General features: G+C 44.8%; 12 protein-coding genes, 1 pseudogene and 1 riboswitch. Of the genes and pseudogenes, 2 read left to right on the forward strand and 11 right to left on the reverse strand.

Features of this window, described 5'->3' with window-relative positions:
• Positions 1-22: 22 nt before the first annotated feature.
• From INE92_RS12595 to ppk1, 11 genes and pseudogenes are all read right to left on the reverse strand, one after another.
• A complete protein-coding gene (locus INE92_RS12595; RefSeq protein WP_004311297.1) occupies positions 23-2,113 on the reverse strand; it encodes a receptor L domain-containing protein in 2,091 nt (696 codons plus the stop codon).
• 14 nt (positions 2,114-2,127) lie between these two features.
• Positions 2,128-3,909: a PKD-like domain-containing protein gene (locus tag INE92_RS12600; RefSeq protein WP_004293827.1), complete on the reverse strand. Its 1,782-nt coding sequence runs from the start codon at positions 3,907-3,909 to the stop codon at positions 2,128-2,130.
• Between the two features lie 64 nt (positions 3,910-3,973).
• Positions 3,974-4,891 (reverse strand): DUF4465 domain-containing protein, encoded by a 918-nt coding sequence (locus INE92_RS12605; RefSeq protein ID WP_004289228.1) that lies wholly within the window; start codon positions 4,889-4,891, stop codon positions 3,974-3,976.
• A gap of 155 nt (positions 4,892-5,046) precedes the next feature.
• Positions 5,047-5,238, reverse strand: a riboswitch (cobalamin riboswitch).
• Positions 5,239-5,624: 386 nt separating this feature from the next.
• Complete coding sequence (locus tag INE92_RS26915) at positions 5,625-5,954, reverse strand: site-specific integrase (RefSeq protein WP_004289226.1); 330 nt, start codon at positions 5,952-5,954, stop codon at positions 5,625-5,627.
• Between the two features lie 46 nt (positions 5,955-6,000).
• Positions 6,001-6,894: a phage integrase SAM-like domain-containing protein gene (locus INE92_RS12610; protein ID WP_004289225.1), complete on the reverse strand. Its 894-nt coding sequence runs from the start codon at positions 6,892-6,894 to the stop codon at positions 6,001-6,003.
• Positions 6,895-7,341: 447 nt separating this feature from the next.
• Positions 7,342-8,100, reverse strand: a pseudogene (locus INE92_RS12615) (tyrosine-type recombinase/integrase); the annotation flags it as partial.
• Positions 8,101-8,216: 116 nt separating this feature from the next.
• The gene (locus INE92_RS12620) at positions 8,217-8,843 is read right to left on the reverse strand and encodes an HU family DNA-binding protein (RefSeq protein WP_004314900.1); all 627 of its coding nucleotides are present in this window, start codon (positions 8,841-8,843) and stop codon (positions 8,217-8,219) included.
• A gap of 283 nt (positions 8,844-9,126) precedes the next feature.
• Positions 9,127-9,633: an Imm9 family immunity protein gene (gene imm9, locus INE92_RS12625; protein ID WP_008641277.1), complete on the reverse strand. Its 507-nt coding sequence runs from the start codon at positions 9,631-9,633 to the stop codon at positions 9,127-9,129.
• Positions 9,634-9,868: 235 nt separating this feature from the next.
• The gene (locus tag INE92_RS12630) at positions 9,869-12,118 is read right to left on the reverse strand and encodes an inorganic phosphate transporter (protein ID WP_134993111.1); all 2,250 of its coding nucleotides are present in this window, start codon (positions 12,116-12,118) and stop codon (positions 9,869-9,871) included.
• 285 nt (positions 12,119-12,403) lie between these two features.
• A complete protein-coding gene (locus INE92_RS27265; protein ID WP_134993110.1) occupies positions 12,404-12,538 on the reverse strand; it encodes a pentapeptide repeat-containing protein in 135 nt (44 codons plus the stop codon).
• Between the two features lie 44 nt (positions 12,539-12,582).
• On the reverse strand, positions 12,583-14,766 hold the full coding sequence (gene ppk1 / locus INE92_RS12640) for a polyphosphate kinase 1 (RefSeq protein ID WP_015531510.1): 2,184 nt from the start codon (positions 14,764-14,766) through the stop codon (positions 12,583-12,585).
• 55 nt (positions 14,767-14,821) lie between these two features.
• On the opposite strand from ppk1, the gene INE92_RS12645 reads away from it, so the two are divergent.
• Together INE92_RS12645 and rfbA are read left to right on the forward strand one after the other, a co-directional pair.
• The gene (locus INE92_RS12645; protein ID WP_004316987.1) at positions 14,822-15,316 is read left to right on the forward strand and encodes a metallophosphoesterase family protein; all 495 of its coding nucleotides are present in this window, start codon (positions 14,822-14,824) and stop codon (positions 15,314-15,316) included.
• Positions 15,317-15,415: 99 nt separating this feature from the next.
• The gene (gene rfbA / locus INE92_RS12650; protein ID WP_004316988.1) at positions 15,416-16,285 is read left to right on the forward strand and encodes a glucose-1-phosphate thymidylyltransferase RfbA; all 870 of its coding nucleotides are present in this window, start codon (positions 15,416-15,418) and stop codon (positions 16,283-16,285) included.
• Positions 16,286-16,287: the final 2 nt, after the last annotated feature.

Raw genomic sequence — 16,287 nt, forward strand, 5'->3', positions numbered from 1 at the left:
TACTCTGGTTAAGGTATAAGGTTTAATCCTGCTGCGTATATTGTTTGTCCTTCATATTTTGGAAGGTTGGGTTATACCCACATTTCGTCACGCTCCAACTTTCCCCCGTAATCATTCCGTTTTCTATAAACTTGCCGAAGAAAGTGTAGTCGGTAAATTTCGTCAAACCGTCAAAAACAACCCCATGCAAGGTCTCCAACTTCTCCATGGAAAGTGTTTCCTGAGAAAGAGAAGTCGCACTTTTTATCTGTAGCGTACCATCTATAGTCTGTAATTTATCACAAGTAATGCCTGTTGCTTTATTAACGAACAACCCTTCACCTCCTACGTGAAGCAATTCCGGAATATCCAGCGATTTACTTTGTAAAGATATTGCTAACGAACCCTCTCCCTCTTTATAATATACAGGAGAAGCTGAACAACAAACTTTGGATAGTAAGGGCAAGTTACAACTGGTAAAATTTCCAGATAAATAGAACTGTCCTCCCACTTCTTTCAAGACTGGCATTGTGATTGAAGCAAACATGGGTATTTGGATATATCCATATCCATCTATGATTTCCAAGTCGGGAAATTTGGCATTGCTTCGCATTTGGCCTGTCACATTTAGATTTCCATATACATGTTGAATTGTCGATATGGTATAATCGGTATTGTTGGTGGTTGGCTTACAAGTGAAGTCTTTGATATTCTTGAACGTGATTTCAGGGAACTTATTATTCGTGAGACTGGTGATGACAAAATTTACATTTGACAAATCTTCGGCTGTTTCAATTTTGGAGAGCTGCACCTTGTTTATAATTTCAATCTGGGGCGCTGTTTCTCCGAAGGTTTCAAATCGGGCGTTCGGCAACAGCAGTGTTCCGCTCACATCTTCAAGATAATCCAGCGTGATGCTTCCAAGTGTGGTGATCTTGCTCCAGTCGGGAAGTTGTTTGAGTGCCGTGAAATTCTTTATCTTTATCTGTCCCTTTATCGTTGTCAGTTTGTCCATTCCACCGAAAGCCTGAAGCACGTCATTTCGTTGGGGAACAAAACTACCGGTAGGAGGAGCTTCCATATTGGCTTCCATAATAATACTTCCGTTTACTGTTTCGATTTCCGGAAGGTTGATGGTTTCCAACATCACGGGGACGGTATGGAAATCAAGGCCACCGGTCTCTTTCAGCTTAAGGAAGCTCATGGAAGTCAGCTTGGCAAGATTGTTTACGGACAAGACCCCTCCGACACTTGTCAGTTCCGGTATTTCCAAAGACGCAATCGAACCGGCTGCTGTGTTCTCTTCATTGAGTCCTTGAAGATTCAGATCCTGACCTACAGTAGTCAGAACCGGAAACTCAAAACTCTGTAACGACGACGCATTGAACATCACGCTTCCTTCAATAGTTGCCAGTTTCTCGAATAGGACATACGTCACTTGGTCGTTATATACCGATATGTCTCCGGAGAGCGTTTCCAATGCTTTCATGGAAATCATGTGAAGTTCCGTAGCTTTCGAGGCGACATCGGTCGAACCTACCTGTAAACCTCCGGCAGAAACGATATTATCCAACCCTGTCAAGTCTGCACCGTTGTAACTGTTACGAATGACAATGTTGCCAGTAACCTCTTTCAAAGATGCCAATGCAGATATGTCAGTGATTTTTTCTGCCTCTTCCGCATCAGAGCCGATAATCAGGTTCCCTTTGACAACGGTTGTTTTGGTTGCGGCAAAAGAAGCTACCTCCTCGGTGGTCTTCAACTCCACATCTCCGTCAGATTCTATCTCGCTTTTCACGACCTTATAGGTATATTCGCGGGCATCTCCGTTATAGGATGTCACCCGGAAGGTTCGTTCGTTATCCCAGTCCGTTACCGTTTCAGGATCAGGTATGATTGTTGCAGAAGTTGTGTACTTGAATTCCACTTCGGCGTTGTTCAGCGATACCGTATAGGGAACGGTTATTGTTACTGTATTGTCCGTAATGTCGGCCGTGTACGATTTCCCGTCCACGGTCATCACGACCGATGTGATGAAATTTTCATCTGCATCTTCAGGTATAATTTCATCGTTTTTGTCACACGCTCCCAAAAAGAACAAGGATAGGAGCATGGGAAGAAAATAAATTTTCATACTTGTAATTTTTATTATTTGGTTAGATCCTCAAAAGAAAATACCTCCGTAGAAACTTCGCCCAGCCAGCCGCTTTTGGCCAGAACACCGCATTGTATTTTGATAAAGTCAATATATTGCAGATTGGCTTCCGTTCCATCGGCATGGATGGCATTGGAAATTTTGAAACCGTTCCTTTGTCCGCTTCCATCCACCGTACTGCCGCCTTCTATCTGGTCGTTTCCGAAATTATCCACGTACCCCCAGTCATAACTCTGATTATCCCAATAACCGGTTTGAGAATCTTGGGTGTTGCGGGCTGCCAGACAAGTGCCTGTCAGGGTATAACTGTTTTCCGAAATCCAAGCCGGATAATAATAGTCTTGTGTATGATAAGCGGACAGATAGTCTACCCAGCCGTTTCTACCGTCGGAACTGATCCATTGGACATCCATTTTTTTGCCTTCCGGACGGTAATAGGTCACTTCAAAATTCTGTATTGTTTCTTCCTTGCCTGCTTCAGATCCTTTCAGTTCGTACCACTCGTCATCCGGCAATCCGTTTCCGTTTATATCTTGCATGACCCATACGATACCCGGTTCGGAACTGCCGTCAAAGGCGTTCCCCTGAACACAGAAATCATATTGGTTACCCGAATTGGGAATACTGTGGTCGAAGCCGACGATGATATAACCCCCGAAAGAACCTAAAGAGACGTGCAGTTTGTCTTTCAAACGCTGTGTTGCCCATGCGACAGCCGCTTCAGGGGATGTTTCGTTGCCGGTCATACCGCCTATCGTGCTCGTCTCGTTGATAAATTGGCCGGGAGCTGGGGTATATTCATAGACTTTATTCCAGAGCTTGGAACTTCCCGAAGCCCGGAAGCCGTCTTGTTCCTTTTTGTCCACACAAACGACTTTTACGGTGGCAGTGACAGCCGTTTTCCCTTTGTCGATATTCCTGCTTATTTTTTCCGTCGGTGTGTCTTCCGACACAGTACAGGAGACGGTGTATTCTCCGGGTGCGGACGGCGTGAACTTGAACATGCGTTCCACTTCTCCTTCCATGACCTGACCGTCCACACTCCACTCAAAACGGGGATTGTCGAAATACTCCAACAACGGACGCAGGAAAACAGGACGGTCGGCAAAAGTGTACCTGTCCGTGGATGTTTGCAGGTAAGACGGGGTCGGGAATTTGACAACGTAGGGCATCGTTTCCACGACCTCTACGCTTACGTCTTTCGTTGTTGTCCCATCTATATTGGAAGCGTTGATTGTCACCGTATAAACACCGAGTTCTTTTTCATTGAAAGTATAAGTATTCTCGGTGGAAACGATTTTTCCTTCCCGTACCCATTCGATTTTGAACCCTTCGACATCCGAATGCTGAATATCGGGAGTAAATGTGTAATCGGTATTCCGGACGACTTTTAGCCCCTGCGAAGGTAGTGCCAGTGAGATGACCGGAGGGGTGAGTTCTTTCACTTCTACTTTCAGTTCCTCTTCGGCATAGCCTTCCGCATTGTCTACTCTTAGTTTGACATAAAAATCCCCGCATTCATTCCATGTACGTTGAAGAGACGGACCCGAAGAAACCAGCGTACCGTCTATCGTCCAAGCAAAAAGAGCATCTTCAACATTCTGGTATGTCGGGGCGATAGTCAATTCGTGATCGACCTTGACCGTGTAAATACCGGTCTCGCTGTCAAGTTCTATTATAGGTTGTCCTCCTACTTCTTCGGTAATGACTTCATCCTTGTTGCAGGAGGTGAACAGCATACAGGCAGAAATAATAAAATAGTGAAAACGATGCATGATGTGTGGATTTTAGAAAAATAACAGGGATACCCCCGACAGAAGGGATATCCTTGTATTCTTTTTATTGTATGGTGATATCATCAATACAGATATAAGCCGGAGTATTCAAACCGTATGCTCCCGAATCCGAACCCTCGAAGTTGAATTTCACACTTTGCACCCCTTCGGCATTGATTTCCCAATAATCCCATGTCGTGATAGGATCAACCTGTTGTTGGCCGTTACGATAATCGGCTAAAAGACGTTTGTAAGTGCGGATCAGACCGCCATTCGCATCATAACATTCCAGATTCACTTGGAAATACCCTTTCATCTCTTTCAGAGGAGTCGCTACCCCCGTAGAACCGAACTGATTACCATAAGTAATGACACCATAAGTGTATGAGGTGTTGCAGATCCACAGGCCGACCAATTTCCGGGGAACATTGAAATAAAATTCTGGTTTAGCCATCCATGCCTGATTGTAAGCATCCACATATCCGTAAACGACACCGAAATTGGAACCGCTGTGCCCGGCTTCCTTATTCTGTCCTTCCGCTTCCACCGCAGTGTTATAGACAGAACATTGGTTTAGATAAGAATACCACCAGTCTCCGGTATTTCCCGACTGATTGGAGCGGATGTTCCAGTTGGAAAGTGCGATGCCGCCGCTGGAATACTCTGTGCTTCCACCTACAGTATTAAACATTGAAAGGAAGAGATATTCTTCCGGAGTATTGTCGTAAATGGTGGTTACTTGAGGATACCCTTGGTACGAATAAAGATTTTCTCCGGCCGAGGTAGGTCCTGCTAACATGCCGGGATCGAAATCATCGAAAGTGATAGTTAAAGTACCGTCCGAATTTGTCACAGCACGGGTTTGCGAAGTTCCGGAATCAACCGGGTCCATCAAAAAGTCATCGTCCGAGCTACAGCCAGAGAACAAGGCGGTTGCGGTAAATAGACAGGCACCTGCCAGAAAGCGTAATTTTCTTTTCATAGGTCACTCATTTTAATGTAAAACATATTATTAACAAACACAAAAAATTCCCGTTCGTGCGGACTTACACGAACGGGAATATGTCTGTCTTCAAATATTGAATGGCCGATGAGCTATTCCTTATTTGATTACGACCCGTATATCCCGCAGGTGTAAATCTCATTCCGGTCATGGCAGGTCTTCTGACTCGTCCCGGTCATCGTGCCTTCCCGGTATTACACCAGTGGCAAAAGTTCGATGTCCGTTTTTGTGGACTCACAGCAGCGGGTACTGTCCCGGATTTTCACCGGGTTCCCTTTTCATTCGGAAGGCGTAAACCTCCCGAAACCATTTCCCGACTGCAAAATTATCTATATTACATATCAATTCCAAATAATTCATAATATTTATAATAAAACACACAAAGCATGACAACCGTACTGTTTTAATTAGAGCATTCAAGTTTACGACAAACGAAGACGGTAATTATCATACACAATATCCATAAACCAACAAAACAGCTTGCCATTTTCCATAACAATGCGTTCTGGAATAGATAACTGTTAGCTGCAATTATGCAAGCAAAAAAAGCAGACAGAATAATGACTATTAATATCATGCACCAGAAATTAATCCTATAAATTTATGGAAAACAAGTAAGGGAATGGAAGTTCCGTTGCCGCATGGATGCAGGTGAAGGACCTTCTCTTTTAACGTTGGATACGCCAATGCACGCCAACGGAAGACTCTGATATTATCTGTTTGGAAAGGATATAGGATGTGCGTTACTTTGTCGCATATTCAGAATCTTAAAAAGAATTTTAGTATGGAACTGACAATTATTGAAACAAGCGCGTATTAGGAGTTGAGAAAGCTGGTCAGCACGCTGGTCGTACAGATGGGCGACTTCCAGAAAAAGATTGCCCCGCCTGCGCCGGACAAGTGAATGGATGCGCAGGACGTATGTGATGGACTTATGCCCAAACACTTTCTGAAGAGTTTCCAGCAGCATCCCCTTGAGTATGGCCAGAACGGCAAATGCGTGGCGTCCGATGTGCGGGGTGACCTCGCCCCGGAGTTGCATTTCCTGCCTATGATTCCAAGACTGAGCCGCATGGCATTGTATTCACCTACCGGAAAGACACATTCGGGGAGTCTTTCTTTTCATCCGTACCCCTATATTTTTCAATCAGTTCGATAGCAATGGGCAATAATTTTACGACATACGCCACTCCCGTTTTTATACGGTTGCCCATCAGCCATGTACCGCCGTCGGAGTCGGTATGGATATTATCGTATGTTATGGCTTTCAAGTCCACATAGGAAAGACCGGTGAAGCACATGAACAGGAACATGTCGCGCATGGCACGCTGGCGTTTGTATCTCGGTTCTATATGGATTATCCTTTGCAGTTCCTCTTCGGAAAGGAAAGAACGCCTCTTGTATTCGGGCATACACTCGAATGATGCGAACGGATGAACCCGTATCCAGCCTTTTTCCTGCGCGATATACATCAGCCACTTCAAGGTATTGACACGCCCGAAGACAGTGGAGTTTGCCAAAGCGCATGTACCGAGCATCCAGTTGTAGTAATCCTCGATGAATGATTTCTCAAGTTCTTCGATGACAATATCCTCTGCATTCTTCTTGCTTTTCATGAAAAGCAGGAGACTCTTGTAATCGGCAACCAGACCGCAGTAGGTGCTTTCGGCTTTCTCTATGCCGATTTTCTTTTTATACGGTTCCAGCTGTTCCCTGAAAAGGTTCATAAGGGTGTGGCATTCCTCTGAGAAGCCGACATAGCGGTTATAGACTTTCTTGGCTGTAACAAAACTGTCGTGGTCGCAGATGTACTGGTAGTGCCTGGTGATTTGCGCCTTGATATTGTCAAGCTCCTGATTGAGTGTACGGGCCTCCTCGGACTTGCCTTTGGCCCGGTTGGTTTTGACGTCCCACAAAGCGAGGGACACTTCTTTCTTACAACTGAAACCGGCTTGGGTTCCATTGATGGTGATACGGCCCATAATCGGTGTCTTTCCGTTTTTTACAGACTGTTTATTCTCAAAACACTTAGCTATACATGGTCTGCGATAAGCTAAGAGAGATTCCCCTTACACAAAAGCATGGCATCTCCTTGTCGTATCTCGCCTTTATACTTTTATGTATAGTAGTCTACCGGATCGAATGAACAAGACCTATCCCATACATAAACCAATTTAGACTGCTATGTTATTTTTGAGGAAGAAGATGGAATGAGACCAGATACCCTCTTTAAGGCTGACTGTAAGTCGATTAAATGTAGAAAAAGATTGCTTTTGTCACAAGTAAAGTGTATATTTGCATTGAAAGAATCGTTCTTTGACAGAGGCAAAAGAAAACAGAATATTGTAATTCGCTCGTTTCTAAATCGTTACCTGATATTAATTAAACAGAAATAACTGTTTAATTTTCAATTAGATAGAGATTGTATGATGTTTCGCCGCATACGAGCTTAAATCAGAAGTCAATGCAAGTACTTGTTTCAGCAACAGAAGCTGATAGTTAAAATTACGCAAAGCTATCTGATATTCCCTGTAGGTAGCTTCGGTACTCTCTCCGCCAGTCAGTATGGGAAAAAGATAAGGAGAAGCAGAATCGGTGTTCATATACTTTTTTATTAGTTTCATAGTTTCCGGCAGAAGCGTCACAGTTAGAAGCCGCCCGGTTTTTCTACGACGATAAGTAAGCACATTCCCCACCATATCCTGCTTTTTAAGATAGGCAAGATCTACAAACGGCATACCACGAAGCATGAACATTAAGAAAAAATACGCGCGCGTACGTTGTAATTCTTCCCTTCCCTGATGAATTTGTTTGGGAAGCTCTTTCATCAATCGTTCCATATCCTCCTTTTCCAGTGCACGCTTTCTGTCAGCACGCGTTCCTGTATAAACATACCGGAAATGATGCGGTATATAAGATGCCATACGACGGTCAACCGCGCGGTTGTACACCGCCCTCAATGTACGCATATAGGTTGAAACCGTGTTCCAACTACAATCCTTTTCCCGCAAATACGTTTCAAAACTTTTAAGAAACTCCTGATTCACTTTCTTGAATGACAGATTCCTGCTCCCGTTAAATGCAATGATAGCATTCATGCTACTCCTGTAAACATGAGCAGTTCCATAATTCCCACTTTTTCGAAGCCCTTCAGCTACTTCCTTCATAAATGAAATCAAATTCCCCATTTTTATTAATTTTAGTTATCACTCAAGCACGTCCCTGAAGAAAAGCGCCCTCACCGCAATTCCCCCCAATGCTCTTAATTCAAAATCTCAAAGTATCATCATACAAATATGATGAATTATGTTTTCTTTATATACACCCGATGTGTTCCTCTGCCATCAATCCCGATACCGGAACCGGGCGTATACGCCCATTGGCGCAATTCATTGGTAGCCGCTGTGCGCAGCAGACCTGTCAGCTTCCGGTATTCGTAGACTGTCAAAAAAGGATGTTCCTCCAAATATCTGACAGCCAATGCAAGCCGTTGCGCCGGAGTATACTTCTGTGAAGAACGTTGCGACTTCCACGGAGCTCTTTCCAGCAGACATCTTCCATTGATACGCCTTATCATCTTCCTGTCTACACGAAAGTTCACGTTTCCCACCACAATGCTTCGTGCGTTACGATGGGTTTCGCCTTCTCCGGCCTTTTCACGCTCTTTATCTTTGCATAACGCCAACGAAGGAGAGAATGTTCCAATGCCATCCAGCTTCACAGACTTGCCTTCTGCCATCTGATGTGCCATCTCAATACCTATTTGTGTAATTACGCCTTCCACATCTCCGACATTAAAACCACTGCTGGATGCTATCTGACGTATCAGCTCCTCGGTAGAAACCTGATCCATCATTGCAAACCGAGGATAAAGTACTTGTTCGCCCGTTCCATGAATATCGGGCATTTCTTCCATTACATACATTGCCATAGTACTAAAGTTTATTTGAAATATTGATTACTAATAGAAAACATCCTTGCTATAGGTAGAAAACTTGTTCTCCCCTAGAAGAAAAGTTCTTTTTCCCTTAGGGCAAACTAAAACCGCAAGTTCTGGTTTTATAACTGAAACTTCTGATTACATAATCAAAAGTTCCGGTTTTATAATCAGAACTTGCGGTTATAGTTTTCTTACCAACAAAGATACGTTTTCCTGCCGGGATAAGCAAGTTTAATCCCTATGAAAAGAAAGTTTGATTACAATTCAGTTACTATCACCGTTTCTTTACTTTATATCCTTTCAAGGTAAAACCTACTTCAAACAAATTCAAAAGGGCTATCCGGATGTTATCTTCAATATAGGTTCCCATAGTATCATATTTCGCAAAGTTGACGGGAAGCAACCTGTTATTTCTCCTATAGTTTTCATCCGGTATTTTACCAGTAAACCGTTCTTTCTTCTTCACTCCCCAACGAACGGTTTTACTGCAAGGGAGAGGTATACCGATCGTCAACACTTTTTCTTTTGTTGCCGTATCGGTGATTCCATGTTTCCGGATACTGATATGATTGGCTCCCAAATAAGTACCGATATACAGGACAATTGTCAGCTTCCAATCGTCCAAAGCCTCATCGGTTTGAATGCCATTTACCAAATCAGAGAAATAGTCCTCAACCATTTCTTTGTCAAAACTGTTTAGTTCGGGCCATTCACATTTCTCAAACAACTGATGCACATTGACAGGAACCAGTAAAGTGGTTATTTCTAATTGATATTTCATTCATTTCATTTTTATACCATTGCATTTTAAATCGTCTCAAATATCTTACCGACTATAAATATACAATTTTATCAAATCAAATGCTAAAGAACAGAGCTTTTTTATCCAACCACCTACTAAAAAGAAAAGACTGTTTGACATACCCTCACTTATATAAATAGGGTTTATCAAACAGTCCTTTCCTTTCGAGTTATCATTCGTTTTTTCCAGTGAAGAACGTTATCGTTTCCAGCCTTTACGGCATTTCAGTCTCCACTTGGAATTTACGGCTTACTTTCATTAAGTTGATGGTGTAAGTGACTACGTTCTGTGCTTCCTGAACCATCGTGAGATATACCATGCTAACCCGGATACTTCCTGATTGGCTTTGGATGCGTTGCAGTTCCTTACGTTTCAATAGCGAAAGCTGTCCGTTGAGGTCGTTGGCACGACGGATTTCTTCTTCCAGATTGTTGTACTCGTTGTTTTCCATTTTCTTACGGCATTGCTGAATCAGATATGTAATATCTTCGGCAACATCGCTGAATTCACCTTTCTGAATGGCATCCAATGGGTTGAAGTTATTGTCGGTATGTTCCAGGCAAGGTTCGCAGAGACGAGAAATACTGTAAACGAGTTCGCTGGCAAAGTCGTTGCCTTGATAGTAATAAAGTCCCTTTTCGAGTACGGTGTTGTTGTCGAGGCGGCACATGGCTACGGTGCCGGAACGTTTCATCTGTTTGATGAGCTGTTTTTCAAATTTTGTGGAACCCATAGCACGACGCAGTCCTCGAAGATTTTCGTGGAGGAAAGAAGTGACGGTCAGTTCGAAGTTAGTTTCTGCATATTCCAGCACTTTGGAAAGTTCTTCACGGGTGTGCTTACGCATCAGTTGCAGGGCTTCTGTGCTGTCTGTGGCTTGCATAAGTTGCTTCAGAGTTTCGTTACCTTGTTCTTTCGCTTTGCGTTTTTTGTACATCACTTGGCTACGGATCAGAATGAATACAGCTATACCGATGAGTGCGATGATAGAGATATTTCCTCCATAATGAAGTACGAGGGCTACGAAGAAACAGATGGTGAAGGCAGCTCCGGCAGTGATGAACCAGCCACCGATGACGCTTAATACGCCAGTAATACGATAAACGGCAGAATCACGTCCCCAGGCACGGTCGGCCAAGGAGGTACCCATAGCTACCATGAAGGTTACGTAGGTGGTAGAAAGAGGAAGTTTCAGGGAAGTTCCCAAGGCGATGAGCAGACCCGCTAATACTAGGTTGACAGAAGCGCGGACAAGGTCGAAAGCTGCTCCGTCGGCAATGATGGCTTCGTCTTTGCGGAAGCGGGAGTCAAACCATTCTTTGCTGCCACTTGGCATAATGCGGGAGATTCCGTTGGCAAGTGTCATACTGATGCGGACTACTGTACGGGCAATCGGGGTACTTCCGAATGTTTCTTCTCCTTCATCTTGACGGGAAAGGTCGACGGATGTTTTAATTACGGCATGTGCCTTTTTAGAAGTACAAAGGGCGTAGACCATAACGGCTCCGGCTCCGATAAGGAAATACCACGGGGTTTTGGCGGGTCCCAGCAGGGAGGTCATCAGGAAGCCGTTCGGATTTCCTCCTCCGTTGGCGGTATAGTCCATAAAAGAGGAGAAGCCTGCGAGGGGAACACCGATGAAGTTGACAAGGTCGTTGCCGGCAAAAGCGAGAGCGAGGGCGAAGGTGCCCATCAATACAATTACTTTGAAAACGTTGATTTTCATCCAGTGAAGGATTTGCATCAGTACGGTGAAGAACACGAAGAAGACGGCGATTAACATCAATGTGTTGTCTTGTATCCAGTGTTTGTTTTCGGGGGTCATGAAGGAGCTGTCTTTCAGTCCTTTGATAAGCATGAAATAGATGATGGCGGTAGCGGCTACACCTCCGAAGAGTGCAATGCTGTATTTCATCTTTTTCGTATAGTTGAAGGTGAATACCACACGGGCCAGCCATTGTACGATCATTCCGAAGAAGAAGGCGATGGCGACGGATACGAAAATGGCCATGATGACGGAAAGGGCTTTGTCGGTGTTTATGAGGTCGCCCAAACCGAGGGTGTCGCTATTATGTACTTTGATAAGTGAGAGGGCGAAGGTTCCTCCGAGTAGTTCAAAGACTAATGAAACGGTGGTGGAGGTGGGCATACCCATGGAGTTAAATACGTCCAGCAGTACTACGTCGGTCAGCATGACGGCTAACAGGATGCACATGATTTCGGCAAAGTAGAAGTGCTCGGGCTGGTAGATGCCGTGCCGGGCTATGTCCATCATGCCATTGGATAGGGAGGCGCCAATAAATATGCCGACGCCGGCTATGAAAAGGATGGTTTTAAACGAAGCGGCTTTGGCACCTACCGCGGAGTTTAAGAAGTTGACTGCGTCATTGCTGACTCCGACTATCAGATCGAAGACGGCAAGGACGAAGAGGAAAATGATAATGCATAAATAAATAGTCTCCATAAATAATATGTGTATGTTGTTTCCAGTTGCAAAGGACGGGATTTGACGTTGCAGGGAGGTGTCATACATGTTACAATTGTATTACAATCATCTTTCTTTTGTCTTGAAACAAAAGAAAGAAGCAAAGAAAAATTCAAGGCTGACTTTTTTCTCCTACTCGCTTCCTTCACTTCGCTAAAGGGCAGAAACTCGCTACGCTCAAACAGTCTGCCCTTCTTGACGCTACGTTACGGGCGCTCGCTTGACGGAGAAAAAAGTAGGCCGGGAAACCATGCGGGGTGCAGGTCATTGTGATCGTATGTACGATGGGGGGCTGGGGTATGGTTGTAATGATGTGTTTTGCAATGATGTGTTTTGCAATGATGTGTTTTGCAATGATGTGTTTTGCAATGATGTGTTTTGCAATGATGTGTTTTGCAATGATGTGTTTTCCGCAGCATAGTTGCTGCGGAAAGGATTTGATGTTAGCTGTTAGTTTTGTTTAGCCAGTCGTAGAAGGTGTATTGGGCTCGGACGGCAGGGGTGCCGGGTGTTCTTTTTTTGAATATGTTTTGCAGCTTATCATCTACCCAGCAGGCTTTTTGGTTGTCGGCGAGTTGGATGTCGAGCATTTCGATCAGGTTGTCACGCAGGTCGGGGGCAAGAACGGGGGTGATGGCTTCGATGCGGCGGTAGAGGTTACGGCGCATCCAGTCGGGAGAGCCCATGAATACTTTGGGGGTGCCGTCGTTGCCGAAGTACCAGATGCGGGCGTGTTCGAGGAAGCTATCCACAATACGGGTGACACGGATATTACGACTGTATGACTGTCCGGGGATAAGACAACAGATACCACGGACGATAAGGTCGATTTGTACACCGTGTTCGGAGGCTTCGTAGAGGCGGTCTATCATGGTAGGGTCTTGGAGGGCGTTCATTTTTAGGATGATGCGTCCTTGCTTGCCTTCGTCTGCGAGGGATATTTCGCGGTCGATCAGGCGGTTCAATTCGGGAATGAGGTTGAAACGGGCTACCAAAAGGGTGGTGAACTTCGGGTCTTCTTTTCCTTGCAGGGTACGGAAGAGGTTATAGAGGTCGGCCACTATTTCTTTGCGACAGGTGAAAAGGCCGCAATCGGCGTAAAGGGTGGCGGTTTTTTCGTTAAAGTTGCCGGTGCTGATGTAGGCGTAGCTGGGGATTTTCTCACCGTTTAATCCGCGACGACGGATCAGGGCTACTTTGGCGTGCACTTTCAAACCAGGGATGCTGTAGATTATCTTGATACCGGCGGCTTGCATCATTTCGGCGGTGGCAAGGTTGTTTTCTTCATCAAAGCGGGCTTTCAGTTCCACAAATACGGTGACTTTCTTGCCGTTTTGGGCGGCGGCTATCAGGGTGTTGATGACGGCGGAGTTTTCCGCTACGCGGTATTGAGTTACCATGATTTCACGGGTTTCCGGGTTGTGCACGGCTTCATATAGGAAGTGGATAAAGTGCTCGAAAGAGTGATAAGGATAATATAATAACAGGTCCTTTTTGGCGACGTAATTGAAAATGGATTCTTTCTCATCGAGGACGGTCAGCTTCATCGGCTTCGGTTTTTCGAGGCTATGAAGGGATTTGTTCGGGTTGGGAAGATGACGCAGGTCTTCGAGGTTCAAATGCTTATCACCGGGGACAAGTTCGTCACGCTGAATACGGAAGGCATCCACAAGGAAGTCCAGGAATTCAGAAGGCATAGCACGGTCGTAGACGAAACGGCAGACGTCACCGATCTTGCGTTTCTTCACTTTCTTCTTGAGTTGAGCGACGAGGTCGGCACTGCTGGCGGTGTCGTCAATCAATATATCAGCATCACGGGAAATTTTGATACAGTAGCTGGAGTCGACATCGTAGCCGGGGAAGATCAGGTTGAGGTTTGCCTTGATGATGTCTTCGGTAAACATCAAATAATGATTTTTCTCGCGAGACGGAAGTTCGATGAAGCGGGGCACTTTGGCGTAGGGTTGTTTCATCACAAAGTAAAGGGGTTGTCGGAGGTCTGTTACATTTGGCCTTGCTGCTTCCATACCTACTTTTATACCTTCTCCGTCATTTCTTTCATTTATGCACTCTCCGGTATATTTTTCTATATTTTCTTTAGTTTCTTCTCCTTTGTTTTTTTCTTCTTTCTTCGGACAGACTCGTATTGCCAGGTAAAGGCGGTTATCCCGCAGGAAGGAGACAATTTTATCTTTGGATACAGGCACAGGTTGCAGGTAGGGAAAGATTTCCTCCCGGAAAAAGTCTTTGATAAACTGTTGGTGGAACGGTTCTACATGGTTGTCTTGATAAAAGATGATATGATTTTTGCGCAGGGCAGGCAGTATTTTTTGTTCATAGATGCGTACACGGTCATCCAGCTGGCGGGTGACTTCTTTATTTATTTCCTCTACCAGTTCGCGGGCTGACTGTACGGTTTCTTCATCGCTTTCCGTAGCGCCGGAAGCAACAGCTTTATGGTCGGCTACACGGATTTTGTAAAACTCTTCGAGGTTGGAAGAGTAGATAGAGATGAAGTTGATACGTTCGTAAAGCGGCAGACGCTCGTCCAGAGCCTCCAACAATACGCGGTAATTGAATGAGAGCCAACTTATATCTCGCTTGAAATAATTATATTTGCTTTCCATGTGCTTTAAGATTTTTCCAAATATAGTATCTTTGTGGGATTAAACAAAGAATTTTATGACAAGAATTGGATTATTATCTGATACTCACGCTTACTGGGACGAGAAATACCTGGAATATTTCGAATCGTGCGACGAAATCTGGCACGCCGGAGACATCGGTTCACTGGAAGTAGCGGAAAAGTTAGCCGCATTCCGTCCATTCCGGGCGGTGTACGGAAACATTGACGGACAGGAAATCAGAAAACTGTATCCTCAAATAAATCGTTTCACGGTGGATGGTGCGGAAGTACTGATAAAACATATCGGCGGTTATCCGGGAAAGTACGATCCTTCCATCATTGGTAGCCTGATGACGCGACCGCCCAAGCTTTTTATCAGCGGACATTCGCATATATTAAAGGTGAAGTATGATAAAACGCTGGATATGTTACATATCAATCCGGGAGCTGCAGGTATGTCTGGTTTCCATAAGGTGCGGACTTTGGTGCGTTTTGTTATCAATCAAGGGGCGTTTCAAGACTTGGAAGTTATCGAACTGGCGGACAAATAAAATAAATGTCCCCGCCTGACTGAAAAATTATTTTAAAATTTTGCCACGTCGGAATTCTTTCCGACCTTTGCACACTGTTAATGAATAACTCAGACGAACATGAAAGGAATTATTCTGGCCGGTGGTAGTGCCACCCGACTTTATCCGCTTTCCAAAGCGATTTCCAAACAAATCATGCCTGTGTATGACAAGCCGATGATTTACTATCCATTGTCGACACTGATGTTGGCAGGAATACGCGAAGTGTTGATTATTTCGACTCCACGTGACTTGCCTATGTTCCGGGATTTGCTGGGAACGGGTGAGGAATTGGGTATGTCTTTCTCCTATAAAATACAGGAACAACCTAACGGACTGGCACAGGCTTTCGTATTGGGAGCCGATTTCCTGAACGGCGAACCGGGCTGTCTGATTCTTGGGGATAATATGTTTTACGGACAAGGCTTTTCTGCCATGCTCCGCCGGGCTGCCAATATAGAAAAAGGCGCCTGCATCTTCGGCTACTATGTAAAAGACCCGCGCGCATACGGTGTAGTGGAATTTAACGAACAAGGGAAAGTTATTTCACTGGAAGAAAAACCGGAAGTGCCGAAAAGTAATTATGCCGTTCCCGGACTCTATTTCTATGATGCCAGTGTGACGGAAAAAGCAGCAGCTCTTCGTCCTTCAGCACGTGGAGAATATGAGATTACAGACCTGAATCGCCTGTATCTGGAAGAAGGCACATTGAAAGTGGAACTCTTCGGCCGCGGATTCGCATGGCTGGATACGGGTAACTGCGACAGTCTGCTGGAAGCATCCAACTTCGTGGCTACTATTCAGAACCGGCAAGGTTTCTACGTTAGCTGTATTGAAGAAATCGCCTGGCGTCAGGGATGGATTCCGACGGAACAATTGCTTCTGTTAGGTCAACAACTCGAAAAGACCGAGTACGGAAAGTATCTTATCGAATTGGCAAAACAATCCTAAAA

It is taken from the genome of Bacteroides xylanisolvens (genome assembly GCF_018289135.1).
In the GTDB taxonomy this organism is placed as follows: domain Bacteria; phylum Bacteroidota; class Bacteroidia; order Bacteroidales; family Bacteroidaceae; genus Bacteroides; species Bacteroides xylanisolvens.

Excerpts from the sequence above, each read along its gene's own strand:
- INE92_RS12630 (WP_134993111.1), bottom strand. The coding sequence starts at position 12,118 with ATGGAGACTATTTATTTATGCATTATCATTTTCCTCTTCGTCCTTGCC.
- INE92_RS12595 (WP_004311297.1), bottom strand. The coding sequence starts at position 2,113 with ATGAAAATTTATTTTCTTCCCATGCTCCTATCCTTGTTCTTTTTGGGA.
- INE92_RS12600 (WP_004293827.1), bottom strand. The coding sequence starts at position 3,909 with ATGCATCGTTTTCACTATTTTATTATTTCTGCCTGTATGCTGTTCACC.
- imm9 (WP_008641277.1), bottom strand. The coding sequence starts at position 9,633 with ATGAAATATCAATTAGAAATAACCACTTTACTGGTTCCTGTCAATGTG.
- INE92_RS12610 (WP_004289225.1), bottom strand. The coding sequence starts at position 6,894 with ATGGGCCGTATCACCATCAATGGAACCCAAGCCGGTTTCAGTTGTAAG.
- INE92_RS12605 (WP_004289228.1), bottom strand. The coding sequence starts at position 4,891 with ATGAAAAGAAAATTACGCTTTCTGGCAGGTGCCTGTCTATTTACCGCA.
- INE92_RS12645 (WP_004316987.1), top strand. The coding sequence starts at position 14,822 with ATGACAAGAATTGGATTATTATCTGATACTCACGCTTACTGGGACGAG.
- INE92_RS26915 (WP_004289226.1), bottom strand. The coding sequence starts at position 5,954 with ATGCAACTCCGGGGCGAGGTCACCCCGCACATCGGACGCCACGCATTT.
- INE92_RS12620 (WP_004314900.1), bottom strand. The coding sequence starts at position 8,843 with ATGGCAATGTATGTAATGGAAGAAATGCCCGATATTCATGGAACGGGC.
- ppk1 (WP_015531510.1), bottom strand. The coding sequence starts at position 14,766 with ATGGAAAGCAAATATAATTATTTCAAGCGAGATATAAGTTGGCTCTCA.
- rfbA (WP_004316988.1), top strand. The coding sequence starts at position 15,416 with ATGAAAGGAATTATTCTGGCCGGTGGTAGTGCCACCCGACTTTATCCG.